This window comes from Pseudomonas sp. R1-6 (assembly GCF_051132115.1).
Lineage (GTDB): Bacteria > Pseudomonadota > Gammaproteobacteria > Pseudomonadales > Pseudomonadaceae > Aquipseudomonas.
On sequence record NZ_CP071662.1, the window covers coordinates 220,962 to 237,891 of the forward strand.

18 protein-coding genes are annotated in these 16,930 nt (G+C 61.2%); 10 read left to right on the forward strand and 8 right to left on the reverse strand.

Annotation, left to right across the window (positions count from 1 at the left end):
- Nucleotides 1-13: 13 nt before the first annotated feature.
- Nucleotides 14-556 carry a disulfide bond formation protein B gene (locus J3P81_RS00955; RefSeq protein ID WP_420765137.1) on the forward strand — a complete coding sequence of 181 codons (543 nt, stop codon included), beginning with the start codon at nt 14-16 and terminating at the stop codon, nt 554-556.
- Between the two features lie 178 nt (nt 557-734).
- On the forward strand, nt 735-1,193 hold the full coding sequence (locus J3P81_RS00960; RefSeq protein WP_039590209.1) for an Rsd/AlgQ family anti-sigma factor: 459 nt from the start codon (nt 735-737) through the stop codon (nt 1,191-1,193).
- Nucleotides 1,194-1,250: 57 nt separating this feature from the next.
- On the opposite strand, the gene J3P81_RS00965 is transcribed toward J3P81_RS00960, so the two are convergent.
- A complete protein-coding gene (locus J3P81_RS00965; RefSeq protein ID WP_434561667.1) occupies nt 1,251-1,916 on the reverse strand; it encodes an FKBP-type peptidyl-prolyl cis-trans isomerase in 666 nt (221 codons plus the stop codon).
- A 193-nt stretch (nt 1,917-2,109) separates the two neighbouring features.
- On the opposite strand from J3P81_RS00965, the gene J3P81_RS00970 reads away from it, so the two are divergent.
- A complete protein-coding gene (locus tag J3P81_RS00970) occupies nt 2,110-3,255 on the forward strand; it encodes an AlgP family protein (protein ID WP_434561669.1) in 1,146 nt (381 codons plus the stop codon).
- On the opposite strand, the gene J3P81_RS00975 is transcribed toward J3P81_RS00970, so the two are convergent.
- Nucleotides 3,252-3,716, reverse strand: a complete 465-nt coding sequence (locus J3P81_RS00975; RefSeq protein ID WP_434561671.1) for a TIGR02444 family protein — start codon at nt 3,714-3,716, stop codon at nt 3,252-3,254. The genes J3P81_RS00970 and J3P81_RS00975 overlap by 4 nt on opposite strands.
- 50 nt (nt 3,717-3,766) lie before the next feature.
- Here J3P81_RS00975 and J3P81_RS00980 point away from each other — a divergent pair, with 50 nt between their 5' ends.
- From J3P81_RS00980 to rhtB, 3 genes are all read left to right on the forward strand, one after another.
- Entirely contained in the window at nt 3,767-5,677 is a 1,911-nt protein-coding gene (locus J3P81_RS00980; RefSeq protein ID WP_434561673.1) for an ATP-binding cassette domain-containing protein, read from the forward strand.
- Nucleotides 5,677-6,258: a mechanosensitive ion channel domain-containing protein gene (locus tag J3P81_RS00985; RefSeq protein ID WP_420765132.1), complete on the forward strand. Its 582-nt coding sequence runs from the start codon at nt 5,677-5,679 to the stop codon at nt 6,256-6,258. Before J3P81_RS00980 ends, J3P81_RS00985 begins: the two co-directional genes overlap by 1 nt.
- Nucleotides 6,259-6,356: 98 nt before the next feature.
- On the forward strand, nt 6,357-6,989 hold the full coding sequence (rhtB, locus tag J3P81_RS00990; RefSeq protein ID WP_420765131.1) for a homoserine/homoserine lactone efflux protein: 633 nt from the start codon (nt 6,357-6,359) through the stop codon (nt 6,987-6,989).
- Between the two features lie 57 nt (nt 6,990-7,046).
- On the opposite strand, the gene J3P81_RS00995 is transcribed toward rhtB, so the two are convergent.
- The 4 genes from J3P81_RS00995 to J3P81_RS01010 form a co-directional block, all read right to left on the reverse strand.
- Nucleotides 7,047-7,790, reverse strand: a complete 744-nt coding sequence (locus tag J3P81_RS00995; protein WP_420765130.1) for a penicillin-binding protein activator LpoB — start codon at nt 7,788-7,790, stop codon at nt 7,047-7,049.
- Nucleotides 7,791-7,793: 3 nt separating this feature from the next.
- Complete coding sequence (gene lpoB, locus J3P81_RS01000) at nt 7,794-8,381, reverse strand: penicillin-binding protein activator LpoB (protein ID WP_030138155.1); 588 nt, start codon at nt 8,379-8,381, stop codon at nt 7,794-7,796.
- 92 nt (nt 8,382-8,473) lie between these two features.
- Nucleotides 8,474-8,845, reverse strand: coding sequence for a DUF1425 domain-containing protein (locus J3P81_RS01005; protein WP_420765129.1), 372 nt, complete (start codon nt 8,843-8,845; stop codon nt 8,474-8,476).
- A gap of 18 nt (nt 8,846-8,863) precedes the next feature.
- Entirely contained in the window at nt 8,864-10,258 is a 1,395-nt protein-coding gene (locus tag J3P81_RS01010; RefSeq protein ID WP_434561675.1) for a COG3014 family protein, read from the reverse strand.
- A 313-nt stretch (nt 10,259-10,571) separates the two neighbouring features.
- Between J3P81_RS01010 and J3P81_RS01015 the strand changes: the two genes are divergently transcribed.
- A complete protein-coding gene (locus J3P81_RS01015; protein WP_434561677.1) occupies nt 10,572-12,470 on the forward strand; it encodes an FTR1 family protein in 1,899 nt (632 codons plus the stop codon).
- 114 nt (nt 12,471-12,584) lie between these two features.
- Nucleotides 12,585-13,040: a YaiI/YqxD family protein gene (locus tag J3P81_RS01020; protein ID WP_434561679.1), complete on the forward strand. Its 456-nt coding sequence runs from the start codon at nt 12,585-12,587 to the stop codon at nt 13,038-13,040.
- A 35-nt stretch (nt 13,041-13,075) separates the two neighbouring features.
- Here the strand turns inward: J3P81_RS01020 and elbB are convergent, their stop codons facing one another.
- Nucleotides 13,076-13,744: an isoprenoid biosynthesis glyoxalase ElbB gene (elbB, locus tag J3P81_RS01025; RefSeq protein ID WP_434561681.1), complete on the reverse strand. Its 669-nt coding sequence runs from the start codon at nt 13,742-13,744 to the stop codon at nt 13,076-13,078.
- A gap of 125 nt (nt 13,745-13,869) precedes the next feature.
- Here elbB and J3P81_RS01030 point away from each other — a divergent pair, with 125 nt between their 5' ends.
- A complete protein-coding gene (locus J3P81_RS01030) occupies nt 13,870-15,102 on the forward strand; it encodes a sterol desaturase family protein (RefSeq protein ID WP_420765124.1) in 1,233 nt (410 codons plus the stop codon).
- On the opposite strand, the gene J3P81_RS01035 is transcribed toward J3P81_RS01030, so the two are convergent.
- Nucleotides 15,086-15,706 (reverse strand): DedA family protein, encoded by a 621-nt coding sequence (locus tag J3P81_RS01035; RefSeq protein ID WP_434561683.1) that lies wholly within the window; start codon nt 15,704-15,706, stop codon nt 15,086-15,088. The genes J3P81_RS01030 and J3P81_RS01035 overlap by 17 nt on opposite strands.
- A gap of 206 nt (nt 15,707-15,912) precedes the next feature.
- Between J3P81_RS01035 and hemB the strand changes: the two genes are divergently transcribed.
- Entirely contained in the window at nt 15,913-16,926 is a 1,014-nt protein-coding gene (gene hemB, locus J3P81_RS01040) for a porphobilinogen synthase (RefSeq protein ID WP_420765122.1), read from the forward strand.
- The last annotated feature ends 4 nt before the right edge of the window (nt 16,927-16,930 follow it).

The following is a 16,930-nucleotide window of genomic DNA, read 5'->3' on the forward strand; positions in this document are numbered from 1 at the left end:
TTACGGATCCGCCATGTCTCTGGCCAGCTCACGCTTCTTGTTTCTCATGGCTTCCATCGCTGCTGCCCTGGCTATGGGCGTCGCCAGTTATCTGGAATACGCGGTTGGCCTGTCCCCTTGCAGCCTGTGTATCTTGCAGCGGCTGTGCCTGATGCTCTTCCTGGTGAATTGCCTCGTGGCGTGCGTGCATGGCCCAACCCGCAAGGGCTGCATCGCCTATGCAGCGATGGGGGCTGCCTTTGCATCGGCAGGGTTGGCGTTGGCTTGGCGCAATGTACTGGTGCAAAGCGAGTCACATGAGCTGCTGCCTGACTGCGTGGCCCAATTGCCGGAGGTGGACTCGTGGTGGAGTGCCGCGCATCGCGTCGCCAATGGTGCCCCCGACTGTGCGAGTGTCACCTGGACGCTGTTCGACCTGAGCATCCCCGAATGGAGCCTGCTGTTCTTCCTCGCCGTTGCTGTCTCGATGACTTACCTGCTGTTGCGCCTGGTCTGGGATGCCCTGGTACGGCCGCTCGGCGGCGAGACGTCGCAGTTGGTCCGGGCGCTGGATTAAACACTTGTATGAACTTTCTCTCCTGCGTACCTTGAAGCAGTTGTCGCGCGGGCATAATCTGGCCCGCACGTATCATTGGAATCATGCCACTCGATCATGTTGTGTCTGGCTTGCTCCTGATCATTCAGGCGGGTGTTTCAGACGGCGAGGGGCGTGACTCAGAAGGGAAGAAATCACCATGCTCGAAAGTTGTCAGAATGCTCAGGAACGCTGGGGTGGGGTGCATCTGCTGATCGACCGCTGGTTGCAGGAGCGTCACGAACTGGTTCGAGCCTATGATGCTCTTGGCGACAAGCCTGAAGCACTGAGTGAAAGCCGCAAGCCCTTGCAAGAGTTCTGTGGTGTGCTGGTGGACTATGTGTCCGCGGGTCATTTCGAGATCTACGAGCAACTCACGGGCGAGGCCAAGGCCTTCAACGACAAGCGCGGCCTGGAACTGGCCGACACGATTTACCCGCGCATCGATGTCATCACCGAGAAGCTGCTGGCCTTCAACGACCTGTGCGATGAAGGCAAATGCGTGGCGGAAAAATTCAAGGAACTGGGCGGCTTGTTGCACGAGCGTTTCGAGCTGGAAGACTGCCTGATCGAAGTGCTGCACAACGCCCACAAGGAAGAAGCTGCGGTCCAGGCTTGAGAACATCTTCGGGACAGAAAACGGTGCGCATTGCGTGCCGTTTTTCTTTTCAGGGCGTCAAGTCGTCGCGCCCAGCAGTTCAATTTCAAATACCAGGGGCGTGAAAGGTGGAATAACGTCTCCGGCACCTTCGGCGCCATAGGCCAAGGCTGAAGGAATCACCAACCGCCACTTCGCGCCTACGGGCATCTGCGGTAATGCACTGCGCCAGCCATCGATCACGCTATCAAGATTGAACCACTGTGCCTGATGGTTGGAATCGAACACCGTGCCGTCCGGCAGACGACCGACATACAACACTTGGACCTTGCCGTGGGGGCCGGCTTTCGTGCCACTGCCTGGCTTGAGTTCGGTCAACAGGATGCCGTCCGGCAATTGCTGGACGCCTGGCCGGCCTTTTTCCTCGTTGAGAAACTTTTGCTCGGTCTTCAGCGCCACTTGGTCTTGCGGCGTCGCCGATTGCGCCGTCAACTGCGCCTGGTGTTCGGCCAGGATCCTTTCGATGCGTTCATCGTCCAACGCCAGCGGCTTGCCAAGATAGGCCTGTTGCAGGCCTTCGACCAAGGCTTGTATCTGCAGGTCGGGTACGTCTTGGCGCAGGCGTTCCCCCAGGCTCGCGCCAAGACTGTAGGCCAGCTCCCGGGCTTCGTTTGCGTTGGGTTTTTCTGTGGCGTGGGCCACTGGGAAAATCATGCAAAGAAGTAAAAAAAGTTGACGCGACATGTGTACTTTCTCCGGCCTCGATTCGAGGGATTATGCCAGTGCCGCAAACAGTAAAAGTGAATTGCCCAGGCGCCGGCGCAGAAGATTTCTTGTGCCGTGCAACGCAACGCCTTGTGTAGTGTCAACATGCCCTAGCGGCGGTTGCAGCAGAGGTCTAGTATGAGCCGCACTCACGTCAGTCAGGAGGTAAACCATGTCGGCCACTAAGAAGCCTGTAAACACTCCGTTGCACTTGCTCCAACAACTGTCGGGCAGCTTGCTCGAGCATCTGGAAAATGCCTGCTCCCAAGCCCTGGCTGATGCTGAAAAACTACTCGCCAAGCTGGAAAAACAACGCGGCAAGGCGCAGGAAAAACTTCACAAGTCGCGCACCAAACTGCAAGACGCGGCAACCGCTGGCAAAGCCAAGGCACAAGCCAAGGCCAAGGATGCCGTGAAGGAACTCGAGAACCTGCTCGATGCCCTGAAGGATCGTCAATCCGAAACCCGCGCCTACATCCTGCAACTCAAGCGTGACGCCCAGGAGAGCCTGAAGCTGGCCCAAGGCGTGGGTCGCGTCCAGGAAGCCGCAGGCAAGGCGCTGACGCTTCGCGCGGCCAAGCCTGCCGCTGTATCGGCCAAGAAGCCAGCGGCTAAACCTGTCGCGGCAAAAACTCCAACAAAAGTGGCCGCCAAGCCAGTGACCAAGGTAGGGGCAAAGGCAGCCAGCAAACCAGTGGCCAAACCTGCCGTGAAAAAACCGGTTGCTGCCAGCGCGGCGAAACCCGTTGCGAAAAAATCGGCCGCCAAAGCTGCCGCCAAGCCTGCCGTAAAAGCAGCCGCTGCCAAACCTGTCGCCGCTAAGCCTGCTGCCAAAGTGGCTGCCAAGCCCGCGGCGAAAACCGCTGCCGCCAAGTCTGCGGCAACGAAAGCCACCGCTGCCAAACCGGCTGTGAAAGCGGTCGCCAAACCCGCTGCGAAGCCGGCTGCCAAGCCAACTGCGACCAAGGCCACTGCTGCCAAACCTGCTGCGAAATCCGCGGCCAAGCCAGTCGCCGCCAAGGCGCCTGCCAAAGCTGCGGCTAAGCCTGCGGCTAAACCGGCTGCAGCCAAACCAGCGAGCGCCGCTGCCGCCAAGCCTGCCGCCAAACCTGCCGCCGCCAAGCCCGCTGCGAAGCCGGCCGTGAAAAAGCCAGCCGCCGCCAAGCCAGCCGCTGCAAAACCGGCAACCGCTCCGGCTGCCAAACCTGCTGCGCCAGCTCCGGCGGCGACCCCCGCGCCAACAGTTGGTACGCCAGCACCGGCACTGAACCCGAGTGTAGCCACCGCCCCAAGCCCCACTCCAACCCGCGTTTCCTAAACGTCGGAAACCGCGACGCGCAGCTGATGCAGCGCGTCGTGGTTGGCTTGGCCGGCATTTGCCGCAAGCCTTTGCAGCCACTGCGCTGAATCCAAGGATTGTCCCGTTGGCCATTCCTTGACCGTTGCCTCCAGCCGCTCAAGCAATAGCCGTTCGGCTTCCAGTTCCAGTTTCTTGACCTGTTCGCGCAAGCCACCCAGCCCTGGATCCTGAAGGGCAAGGTTTTTCCATTGGGTGCGTAACTTGCGCAACGGTTGCACGACGGTCGAGTCCCAAGGTCCGGCCAGATGCTTAAGCTGCTGAAGCTTTTGCTCATCACAGCTCACGCCGCGTTGTTCCAACCACAGCCCACAGAGCAGCAGGCACACGTTCGCGCCACCTGTCTGTAGTGCCAGGCACGCGGATTCCACACCAGGCTTGGCGTAGAGGTTGATCGAAAAGCTCCACAGATCAGACGACATCGTGCTACTCGCGCCAGTTGCGGGCGAAGCTGGTAGACTCCGCCGCCATTATGATTCGACTTCAGAACCTGACTTTACAGCGTGGCCCGCAACGTCTGCTAGAAGACGCCGAGCTGACCCTGCACGCCGGCCACAAAGCCGGCCTCATCGGTGCCAACGGCGCCGGCAAATCGAGCCTGTTCGCCTTGTTGCGCGGCGAGTTGCACCCGGACTCCGGCAATTGCTTGCTGCCCGCCGATTGGCGCATCGCCCATATGCGTCAGGAGGTCGACACCCTCGAACGCCTGGCGGTGGATTATGTGCTCGATGGCGACCTGCGCCTGCGTCAGGTCCAGCGCGACCTCGCCGCAGCCGAAGCCGCCCATGACGGCGCCGCCCAAGCTCGCCTGCACGCGGAGCTCGACAGCGCCGACGGTTATACCGCCGACGCCCGGGCTCGTAAATTGCTCGCCGGGCTGGGCTTTACCAATGAACAGATGGACCGTCAGGTCGGTGATTTCTCCGGGGGTTGGCGGATGCGCCTGAACCTGGCGCAAGCCCTGATGTGCCCGTCGGACTTGCTGTTGCTCGACGAACCGACCAACCACTTGGACCTCGACGCCATCATCTGGCTCGAAGACTGGCTCAAGAGCTATCCGGGCACGTTGTTGCTGATTTCCCACGACCGGGATTTCCTTGACGCCGTGGTGGATCACGTGGCCCATGTCGATCAGCGCAAGCTCACCTTGTATCGCGGCGGCTACAGCGCCTTCGAGCGTGCCCGCGCCGAGCGCCTGGCCCAGCAACAGCAAGCGTATGAGAAACAGCAGGCGCAGCGCGCGCACATGGAAAGCTACATCGCTCGCTTCAAGGCCCAAGCCACCAAGGCTCGCCAGGCGCAGAGCCGGATCAAGGCCCTGGAGCGGATGGAAGAGCTGTCGGCGGCCCATGTCGATTCGCCATTCGATTTTGTTTTCCGCGAGTCGTCGAAGATCTCCAGCCCGTTGATTGACCTGTCGGATGCACGACTGGGCTATGGCGAAAAAACCGTGCTGGAGAAGGTCAAGTTGCAACTGACCCCCGGCGCGCGGATCGGTCTGTTGGGGCCTAACGGCGCCGGTAAATCGACCCTGATCAAAAACCTTTCCGGTGAGCTCCAGCCTCTGGCCGGGCGCCTGACGCGCGGTGAAAACACCGTGGTCGGCTACTTTGCCCAGCATCAGCTGGATTCCCTCGATGCCAAGGCCAGCCCGCTGCTGCACTTGCAGCGCCTGGCGCCAACCGAGCGTGAGCAGACACTCAGGGACTTCCTCGGTGGTTTCGATTTCCGCGGGGCGCGCATCGACGAGCCGGTGCTGAATTTCTCCGGCGGCGAAAAAGCCCGCCTGGCCCTGGCGTTGATCGCCTGGGGGCGGCCGAACCTGCTGTTGCTCGACGAACCGACCAACCACCTGGACCTGGAGATGCGCCTGGCCCTGACCATGGCCTTGCAGGAATTCAGCGGCGCGGTGCTGGTGGTTTCCCACGACCGGCACTTGCTCAAGAGCACCACGGACGACTTTTATCTGGTCGCGGACGGTAAAGTCGAAGAGTTCGACGGCGACCTTGAAGACTATGCGCGCTGGCTTGTGGATTATCGCCAGCGCAACGCACCGGTCAGCAGCGCGCCGGTCAACCCGGACAAAACCGACAAGAAAGCCCAACGCCAGGCCGCCGCGGCGTTGCGCCAGCAACTGGCGCCGCACAAGCGCGAAGCCGACAAGCTCGAAGGCGAGCTCGGCAAGCTGCATGAAAAGCTGCAAAAAATCGAAACCAGCCTCGGGGACAGTGGTCTCTACGAGGCGGCACGCAAGGACGAGCTGCGTGATCTGCTGGCCGAACAGGCCAAGCTGAAGGTTCGGGAAGCGGAACTTGAGGAGGCGTGGATGCAAGCCCTGGAGTTGCTGGAAAACCTGCAAGCGGAGCTGGAGGCGTTGTCCTGATGGAAGCGTTGTCCTTGCCCATACCGGTCCTGTGGATCGAGCCGATCTGGCTCGGTGTGCAAATCCTGCTGATCCTGTTGGTAGGTTATGTTGCCCAGCGGTTCGTGGCGCGCTTCCTCACGGGGCTCGGCGAGCGCTATCCATTGCCGACCCAGCTGATGATCATTCTGCGCGGCGTGCTGCGCTGGTTGATCATGGGCAGCGCAGTGCTGGTGGCGCTGGAGCGCCTCGGTGTCTCGGCCACGGTGCTCTGGACCGCGCTGTCGGGGTTCGTTGCCGTTGCGGCGGTCGCGTTCTTTGCCATCTGGAGCGTATTGTCGAATTTGCTGTGTGCCATCCTGATCTACACCGTCGGCCCGTTCCGCCTGGGCGACGTAGTCGAGCTGGTGGAAGCCACCGACAAGCCAGGCATCAAGGGGCGGGTGGTGGCGATCAATCTGCTCTACACCACGTTGATCGAACCCGAGGAACTCGGCACCGGCAGTTCCATGGTTCAGGTGCCCAATAGCCTGTTTTTCCAACGGTCGGTGCGGCGCTGGCGCGGCAGCGAGGCGTTTCCGGTCGGCGGTTTCGTCGAATAACCCGGCACCTACCCTGGCGACCCCTGAAAAAAAGAATGGCCACCGGCCCGGCAGCGCATTAGCTTAGTCGTTTCGATGGATCTGAGCCGAGGTGTGCAATGTTGCTGGAAACGTGGCTGGCGTTTTTCGCCGCTTGCTGGGTCATCAGTCTTTCGCCGGGCGCCGGTGCCATTGCATCGATGTCCAGTGGCTTGCAATACGGCTTCTGGCGCGGTTATTGGAACGCCTTGGGCCTGCAATTGGGCCTGGCGCTGCAAATCGCAATTGTCGCGGCAGGCGTGGGCGCGATCCTCACCGCGTCGGCAACCGCCTTCTATGCAATCAAGTGGTTCGGCGTGGCATACCTGGTCTACCTGGGCGTCAAGCAGTGGCGGGCCGTCCCCGGCGACCTCAGCGACGACGCGGCGGTGCGCCCCATCGGCAAGCCCTTGGCGCTGGTGTTTCGCGGCTTTCTGGTCAACATCAGCAACCCCAAGGCCCTGGTGTTCATGCTCGCCGTGCTGCCACAGTTCATCGATCCCCATGCACCTTTGGTCAAGCAATACCTGATCCTTGGCGTGACGATGATTTGCGTCGATCTGATTGTCATGGCCGGGTACACCGGACTGGCGTCCAAGGTGTTGCGCCTGTTGCGTACCCCTAAGCAGCAACGGCGGATGAACCGGACCTTTGCCGGATTGTTCATTGGCGCGGCGGGTTTGCTGGCGACGATCCGCAAGGCTGCGGTGTAAACCAATGGGGTGAGGGGAGCCATCCCCTCACCACAAAATCAGTTACCTGACTGAAAATCAGCGCAGGATCACTGGCGCCGTGTCCCTCGGCAGATTGTTGCGCTGCACAGGTTCGCCGGCTTGCTCCTGGATCGGGCCGCCGAGCTGTTCGCTCAACTGCCGTGCCACATCTTCCCCCAGCGCCTTGGACACTTCACGCACGACCCGCGGACGATTGAGGCTGATGCGCACGTCACGGTGGTTCAGTAGCTTGGTGTCCTGGCCTTCGCCCATGGCGGTGAAGGCCGAGGTGATTTCAAAGGTCTTGGTGTTGATCAGGCTGAAATCCGCCACCAACGTCAGGGCCAGCACCGCCGAGTAGCTGTCGGCAGTGCCAAGTTCATTGATGTCGCGGGTGAAGTCAATGTCCGACACAGTGCCGAACAGCACGTAGTCGGCCCCCTTGAAGTTCCCCGCCTTGATACGCTTGATCACGTCGTATACGTCGCCCTTGGACGACGCGGTATACGGCGTACCCTGCACCAGCTGGAACATGCCGCTGCGCAGCATCTCGCCCTTGATATCACCAGTGAACTTGCGCAGCTCACCCTGCTCGATGTAACTGCTGGTGGCCTCCATCTCGTCGTAGCTCGACGACGCGCTGGCGCTGTACGGGCTTGCCTGGAAGTTGCTTTGGGCCGAAACCGTGTGGATGTATTCCTCGACGCGTTCCTGGTACGCCAGATCCGTCACCGCGACTTTTGGGGCCGCTTGCGCCGTGAATGCGCAAGCCAGGGCCATCATTGCGATCCATGTACGCATGGCTTAACGCTCCGTGGTCTTGCGGATTTCTTTTTCGTCCATCCATTCGGCCAGGCCGCTTTCGACGTCGATCAGTTGCAGGCTGAACTTGTAGAACACGTCCTTGTAATCTTCGCTGCGCTTGACGATCGAGCTGATGGAGCCCTCGATACGATATTTGGCGGCGATCATGTTGCCGGTCTTGGCCACGGTGCTCTTTTTGTACAGGCCGCTCTGGTTCTGCAACTTCAGCTGGTCGACCTGGCTGTCCATGGCGTTGTTGTCGCTGGCGAAGCGCGCCGCGCCAGTCTTCATGAGTTGGGTCTTGATGCTGGTGGTGATTTCCCGGGTATCGATGTACTCGCTGGTCTTGTTCTTCACGTCATAGACCTGGACCACTGGGCGACCCTGCAGCACGCCGGACTGGGCGAGGGAGCGGGTCATGGATTCGGCGATCATTTGCAGATCGGTGGAGCCGAATTCGTTGGTGACGGTTTCCACGGCCTTGGTGTCGCCATAGCTGATGTTCTTGTTGCCCAGGACCGGTGAGTTGTTCGCACAGCCGCTGACGAGCAGGGCGGCGAGGGCAAGGGAGGAAATGCGTAGGAACATAGGGGTTGCTCTCAAAGCTGAATAAAGGGATCAGGCATCACTCGGGGGCTGGTGTGGGAGCGAGCAAGCTCGTTCCCACAGGTTTCAGCATCTCACGGGGTGTTGATTTCCAGTCGGAAATCCACCGCCTTGGGTGTCGGTGCGATGGCCGGCAGGAAGCGGGTCTGTTCGCCGTACAGCGTCAGGCTTTTCCAGCTTTCTTCCTCGGCGATGGGGAAGCCTTCCGGTCCCAGCCAGGCGAAGCGGTAATACATGTTCTTGTTGTTGAAGCTGGTGTTGCTCAGCTGCACATTGACGGTCATGTAGCCGTTTTCCCGAGCGACGCGCATGGCGCCCACCACGATGTTCTTGGTCTTGCCCATTGCCACGACCTTGCTGGCGGCGCTGCCCGGCTCCGGTGGCGGTGGGGTGGCGCAGCCGGCCAGCAAGGCCAGGGCGCCGACGGCGATCAGTTTTAAACGCATGTGAACAAGACTCCGTTCTTAAGGTTGCTTGACGGCGATGGCGGTGGGATTGGCGCTCGGGATTACCTGGGCCGCCAGGCCGCCGGCGAACACCTGGTTGCCCACCGCCCGCAGGGTGATGACCTGGTAACGCTGATCGACCTTGACCTTCACCACCGAGCCGCCGACCACGCTTGGCAAGGTGACCTGGTGCTCGCCTTTTTTCAGGCGCAGGCGCACCACCTGGGTGTAATCCGGCAGGGTGCGCCAGGTCCGGGTGTCGGCCCCTTCAAGCACGGCCGAGGTAATGCCCACGGCCAGGCCGGCCAGGGGATTGGTTTCGTTGATCTGCTTTTGCGCCACGCCACGGCTCACCGCGCGTACGGTGGTACGCAGGATGATTCCCGGCATGTCATCGCGCAGGGCGCGGCGCGACATGGCCGTGGTGCTGTTGAGTGAGGTCAGGTCCAGTTGCCGGCCGTCGACGCCGATCTGGGCGAAGGTGGCGGTGGACGTGTCCGGCTTGATCAGCGGGAATGACAACGGCGTGATAACCACGTTGCCGCTGATGGGCAGGGGCAGCGGGATACGGATCGAATCCCGGGAGGGCGCCAGCCCGCTCTGCACCACGATCAGGATATCGCTGTCGTCGTCCTTGGCGGCGGGCTTGTCGAGATTGAGCAGCGCCTGCTCCAGCAGTGGGGTATTGGGGCGCAGTTCGGCGGCTTTACGGTAACCCGGCGCGGCCAGGTCTTTTTCGCCCAACGCCTCGTACACGAAGCCCGCCAGGTAATGGCTGAACGCGCTCTGGTAACTGTTTTTCAGGCTGACCACTTCCGGTGCGTCCAGGCTGGCAACCGGGTAACCCTTGAGGTCCTTGTATTCGGTCTGGACTCCTTGCTTTTCGGCGTCCTCTTCACGCTTGAGATATTCCTTGTCCCGCAGGTCGGCAATCACCGCTTCGCGCTCGTGGGTCTTTTTGATCTGCATCCGTGCGCCGTCGAAGTCATTCACCGCCAGCAGGTTCAAGGCCATCTGCGTGGTGAGCATGACCTTCTCATAGTCATAACCCTCGTAGCGCCGGACCTTGTCGTTGACCAGGAAGCTGCCGAACTGCGCCAGGTACTTGGCGGTGTCGAGCTTGACCGCGTCTTCCCATTGGCCAACCTGCTGGTCTGCGCTGCCCCAGGCCGCCTGGCTGCCGGAGAGGTCACCCTTGGCCCGCAGCAATTCGCCCTTCTCGAAGAAATACAGCAGGTCTTTATCTTGGCTGGAGTTGTTCTTCTCCAGCAGGGCCAGCGCCGCGTCGACATTGCCGGAGGCCAATTGCTGATTGGTCTGGGCCAATTCACTGTCGTAGTTGCGAAAGGCCGAGCAGCCGGACAGCAGAGTGATCGCGCAGAGGGCGACCGGAAAACAGGCACGGGATGCCATGAACACTTCTTCCCTGAATATCAGCCAGGTGTGCGGGTCGGGCTGGGGCGATCCACGAACGGGGCACTGGAGCGCCGTCGGTTCCTCATAGGGAGAGGAGCTCTTATGCCTTCAACAAATAAGAGGGCGGCGCATTATAAACAGGAGGATTGACCGCGTAGTGGCTTTTTAATCGCCAAATGATGTTTTTGTGATGTCACTTCCAAACCATGAAGATCCGATGAAAATGTGCGTGGAAAACACATCGGTACTTGAGTCAAGCGCATTGGAAGTGAACAATATGTTACTTCTTATTTCCAACCGAGAGTCATTCATGCCTGCCCCGTTTCGTTTCCTGGCTTGGCTAGCGCTGCCGTTGTTGGCGCTGTGCAGCGCCGATTTGCTGGCCGATACCACTGAAGGCGCTCCCCAGGCCTTGCACCTGCTTGATTACATCGGGGCGGATTACCCAGCGACTGTCGAAGCGGGAAAAGTCATCGACGATTCGGAATACCGCGAGCAACTGGAGTTCACCCAAGTGTTGGAGGGGTTGATTGCTGCGCTGCCGGCCAAGCCGGAAAAGGCTGAGTTGACCCAAGGCATCGGCACGTTGCGCGGGGCTATCACCGAACGCCGGGACGGCGACGACGTCGCCCGCCTGGCTCGGCAGTTGGGGGCAAGGCTGGCGGTGGCGTACGAAGTCAGCCAAGCGCCGATCATTACCCCGGATCCGGCGCGCGGTGCGCCGTTGTACGCGCAGAATTGCTCGGTTTGCCATGGTGACACCGGTGCTGGCGATGGTCCGGCCGGCGTCGGCCTGGAGCCGCCACCGGCGAACCTGCGTGATGGCCAGCGCCTGGATCGCCTGAGCCTCTACGCGATCTACAACACCCTGGGCATGGGCGTCGAGGGCACGGACATGCCAGCTTTCGCCGACCAGCTCGACGACCGCCAGCGCTGGGACCTGGCAACTTACATTGCCAGCTTCAGCGCCGACCCGGCCGCGACAAAAAGCGAGCTGACCTACAACCTGGCCGATCTGGCCCGCCAGACTCCGGCCGAAATCCTGGCTGCCCAAGGGCCCGCGGCAGCAGCGACGTTTCGCGCCCAACGTGCCCAGCCGCCGCAAGTGCAGCGCGGCCCGGCGCAGTTGCTCGACTACACCGCCACGACGTTGGACAAAAGCATCGCGGCGTATCGCGCCGGTGATCATGACCAGGCCTACGACCTTTCGGTCGCGGCTTACCTGGAAGGCTTCGAGCTGGTGGAGAGTTCGCTCGATAACGTCGACGCCAATGTGCGCAAGGACACCGAAAAGGCGTTGATGGCTTTCCGTCAGTCTTTACAGGATGGCTTGCCAGTGGACCAGGCCCAACAACGCCTGGACGCGGCGAAGGCCAAGTTGAAGGAATCCGCCGGCCTGTTGGGTGGCGATGGCTTGAGCTGGTCGTTGAGCTACATCTCTGGCTTGCTGATCCTGTTGCGCGAGGGGTTGGAAGCGATCCTGGTGCTCGCGGCGATCCTGGCATTCTTGCGCAACACCGGCCAGCAGTCGGCGGTTCGCAGCGTCAACATCGGCTGGGGGCTGGCATTGCTCGCCGGTCTGGCGACGTGGGGGCTGGCCGCCTATGTGATCGACGTCAGCGGCGCCCAGCGTGAGTTGCTCGAAGGCGCCACCGCGTTGTTCGCCAGCGTGATGGTGTTGTGGCTGGGTGTCTGGATGCACGACCGGCGTCACGCCGCGGCCTGGCAGGATTACATCAAAAGCAGCCTGGTGGGCGGCGGTGGCCGTTTCGGATTCGCGATCCTGGCGTTTTTCTCGGTCTATCGCGAATTGTTCGAAGTGATCCTGTTCTACGAGACCCTGTGGTTGCAGGCCGGTCCCGCCGGTCATGACGCCGTATTGGCTGGCGGCGCGACGGCGCTGGTGTTGCTGGTCGGGTTGGCCTGGGTGATCTTGCGGGGCTCTGCGAAACTGCCCCTGGCGCTGTTCTTCAGCATCAACGCCGCGTTGCTTTGTGCGCTGTCGGTGGTGTTCGCTGGCCATGGCGTGAAGGCGCTGCAGGAAGCCGGGATATTCGGCACGCGGCCGGTGGCATTCTTCGAGTTCGACTGGCTGGGCATTCATGCCGATGCTTATTCGCTGACCGCCCAGGTGGTGGCGATCCTGGCGATCGTCGTACTGTACGGGCGCAGTTGGGTGGCGGAGAAGCGTCGGGTCCAGGTTTCCTGAACGGCCGCATTCGCTGCGCTCATAATCGCGAGCAAGCTCGCTCCCACAGGATGTAGGCTATCTCTGTGGGGGCGAGCTTGCTCGCGATGCTTTTTTAGATAGAGGAAACCACTTATGCGCGTATGGATCGACGCTGACGCCTGCCCCAAGGCCGCGAAGGAACTGGTGGTCAAGTTCGCCTTGAAGCGCCAGTTCGAAGTGGTGCTGGTCGCTGGGCAGCCGCAAATCAAGCCGGGCCTGGCCCTGGTCAAGCTGATCGTGGTGCCAAGCGGTCCTGATGCGGCGGATGACTACCTGGTGGAGCACGCCGTCCCGGGTGAGTTGGTCATCTGCAGCGACGTGCCGCTGGCGGACCGCCTGGTCAAGAAGGGCATCGCCGCCCTCGATCCGAGGGGCAAGGAATTCGACGCGCAGAACATGGGCGATCGACTGGCGGTGCGCAACCTGTTTACCGACTTGCGTGAGCAGGGCCATGTGGGCGGCGGGCCGGCGGCGTACAGCGAGCGGGACAAGCAGGGTTTCGCCAATGCGCTGGATCGGATATTGACGCGGTTGGCTCGTTTGTCCTGATGCTGGCCCCCTCCCACAGGAAAGAGGAAATGGGGTCAGGCGTCGTTCTCGTGGGTCAATTCCAACACCCGGTCCACCAGCTTGTTGATCCCCGAAGCCGCCTCGCTGATGTTCTTCGCCAGCATATAGGCGGGTGTGCTGACGAGTTTGCGCGCAGTGTCCTCGACGATATCGGTGACCAGGCATTCTTCATGGGTGCCGCCCATCTTGGTCACGGCAGCGGCGGTATCGGCATCCGTGCCGATGGTGCACGTCACGCCGGGGCCGTAGATCTTCGCCGCCAGGGCCGGTGAGATGCACATCAGCCCCACGGGTTTCCCCGCTTCGGCGAAAGCCTCGGTGAGCGCCAGGACGTCCGGCTGCACGACGCAACCGGCCCCTTCGACAGCGAAGTTGGACAGGTTTTTCGCCGAGCCGAAACCACCGGGCACGATCAGCGCGTCAAAGTCCTCGGCCTTGGCTTCGCGCAGGTCTTTCACATCGCCTCGGGCGATGCGCGCCGACTCCACCAGCACGTTGCGGCTTTCGGGCATTTCCTCGCCAGTCAGATGGTTGATGACATGCAGCTGGGCAATGTTGGGGGCGAAACATTGGACCTGTGCGCCACGCTGGTCGAGACGCAGCAAGGTAATCACGCTTTCGTGAATCTCCGCGCCGTCGTACACGCCACAGCCGGAAAGGATCACTGCAACTTTTTTGCTCATGGGCTTTTTCTCCAGATTCATGGCGTTAAATGTCTACTAATTTGTCACTCGTTGCCATAGGGGCCTCGGGCAGCTACACCTAATCTGCCGACTATCTTCCTTGCCTTGCCTGCCCGGGTCGCATCATGAATTTCATTCTGTATGCCGTGCCGTTTTTCTTCGTGTTGATCGCCGTCGAGTTGCTCGCCGATCGTTGGCGCGGCGTGAGCCATTATCGGCTGGCGGACGCCATCAACAGCCTGAGTACCGGCGTGCTGTCGACCACCACCGGGCTGCTGACCAAAGGTGTCGGCTTGGTCACCTATGCCTTTGCACTGGAGCACCTGGCAATCTTCCAACTGCCGGCTGACCAGGCCTGGACCTGGGTGGCTGCCTTCGTCTTCTATGACTTCTGCTACTACTGGCTGCACCGCATGGGCCATGAACGCAATATCCTCTGGGCCGCTCATTCGGTGCATCACCAGAGCGAGGATTACAACCTCTCCACCGCCTTGCGCCAGACCAGCACCGGCTTTCTGCTGAGCTGGATTTTCTATCTGCCGCTGGCGATCCTGGGCGTGCCGTTGGTGGTGTTCGTTAGCGTCGCGGCGCTGAACCTGCTGTATCAGTTCTGGGTCCACACCCAACACATTCCAAAGCTCGGCTGGCTGGAATGGTGCTTCGTCACGCCGTCCAATCATCGTGCCCACCATGCGCAGAACCCTCTCTACATGGATCGCAACTACGGCGGCGTGTTCATTATTTGGGACCGTCTGTTTGGCACCTTCCAGGAAGAGGACGAGGATGAGCCGGTGGTGTTTGGCGTGACTACGCCGCTGGCGAGCTGGAATCCGTTGTGGGCGAACGTGCAGTTCTATGGGCAGCTCTGGGCTGATGCCCGGCGGGCCGAGCGTTGGTGGGACAAGCTGCGGATCTGGTTCATGCCCACCGGTTGGCGCCCGGCCGATGTGGCCGCCAGATACCCGCTGAACAAGCCTGACCTGTCCCAATTCCGCAAATTCGAAGTGCCGCTGGACGCACGCCAGCGGTGGTATGTGGCGCTGCAGTTCTGTATCTACATCGCCTTGGGCAGCTATCTGATGAACCTTGAAAACAGCCTGCCGGTTGCCGCCCTGGTATTGGGCTGGGGGGCGATTGCGTTGGGGCTGTTTGCCTTGGGCGTGGCCCTTGAGAATCGCCCTTGGGCGCTGAAGCTGGAGTTGCTGCGGCTGGCGGCGAACCTGCCGCTGGTAGGGTTGGCGCCGGTGGCAGGGTTGTGGCCAGCGAGCCCAGTGGCTTGGGTGGGGTTGTTGAGCTACAGCCTGGTCAGTGGCATCGGGCTTTACTGCTGTCGCAACCGACTCACTCGCCTGGCGTAGATTCGCTGGCCCTGGTTTGTTCCTGTCGCTCGGTCTCGAGATTTTTCCTGGCCAGCCGGGCATTTTTGATGCGACGGCGCAGCCACAGGCCCAAGCCCAGCAACAGCAGGGCGCCGAGTACCCAAAGTTCGTATTTCTTGATACTGCCCAGCATGCCTTCGAGCACCGCGCCAAAGTGATACGCGGCGGCAGCCAGCGCCGTGGCCCAGATCGCCGCACCGATACCGTTGAGCAACAGATAGCGGCCCGGTGGATAGCCTGACAAGCCGATCGCCACTGGCATCACGGTGCGCAGGCCATAGACGAAGCGGAAGCTCAGAACCCAGATGTCCGGATGCCGGCGGATGTGCTCCAGCGCCCGATCACCCATCAACTGCCAACGCGGTTTGCGCGCCAGCAGCTTGCGACCGTGCTTGCGCCCCAGGAAATACCACAGCTGGTCACCGGCGTAGCTGCCGCAAAACGCCACGACGACCACCAGGTTGATGTCCATGTAGCCACGGAACGCCAGGAAACCTGCGAGCACGAGGATGGTTTCACCTTCGAAGAACGTGCCGATGAACAGGGCCAGGTAGCCGAAGTCGTGGAGAAATTGTTGGAGCATTGTCTGGGTGCTGGCGAAATGAACGCGCAGCCTAACCCTTCAGGCACATTCAGGAAAGTATCGAAATGTGTCTCGACGTGAACATTTCCTACAGAAGACAATGACTGCGACTACCGGTCACGCTTTAGCACAACTGTCATGTGTTCGTCATAATGGCCGCTTATAACTGTCACGCTCGCCCGTTTTTGCGGGCTCAGGAGTCTGCCGTGAGCTTTACCCCCGCCAACCGTCTGTTTCCCGCCACTCGCCTGCGTCGCAATCGCCGGGATGAGTTTTCTCGTCGGCTCGTGCGCGAAAACGTGCTGACCACCGACGACCTGATCCTGCCGGTGTTCGTGCTGGACGGCGAGAATCGCCGTGAGGCGGTGGCCTCGATGCCAGGCGTGGAGCGCCTGACCATCGACCTGTTGCTGGAAGCGGCGGCCGAGTGGGTCGAGCTGGGTATCCCGGCGTTGGCACTGTTTCCAGTCACGCCGCCGGGCCTGAAATCCCTGGATGCCGCCGAAGCCTGGAACCCCGAGGGCATCGCACAGCGCGCGACCCGTGCCCTGCGCGCACGTTTCCCGGAGCTGGGGGTGATTACTGACGTGGCGCTGGACCCGTTCACCACCCACGGGCAGGACGGCATTCTCGACGAAGAAGGCTATGTGCAGAACGACATCACTGTCGATGCGCTGGTCAGGCAGGCGCTGTCCCACGCCGAGGCCGGTGCCCAGGTGGTGGCGCCGTCGGACATGATGGACGGCCGGATCCAGGCAATTCGCGAAGCCTTGGAAGTGGCCGGGCATGTCAATGTGCGCATCATGGCCTACTCGGCCAAGTACGCCAGCGCCTATTACGGCCCGTTCCGCGACGCGGTCGGCTCGGCCCTGAACCTGGGCAAGGCCAACAAGGCCTCCTATCAGATGGACCCGGCCAATGCCCACGAAGCCTTGCACGAAGTGGCTGCCGACTTGTCAGAAGGGGCAGACATGGTCATGGTCAAGCCGGGGATGCCTTACCTCGACATTCTCTGTCGGGTAAAGGATGAATTCAAAGTGCCGACCTTTGTTTATCAGGTCAGCGGCGAGTATGCGATGCACATGGCGGCGATCCAGAACGGCTGGCTGAGCGAAGGGGTGATTCTCGAATCCCTGACCGCTTTCAAGCGCGCGGGTGCTGATGGCATCCTGACGTACTTTGCCGTGCGCGCCGCCCAATTGTTACGAGAGCAGAAATAGCCTC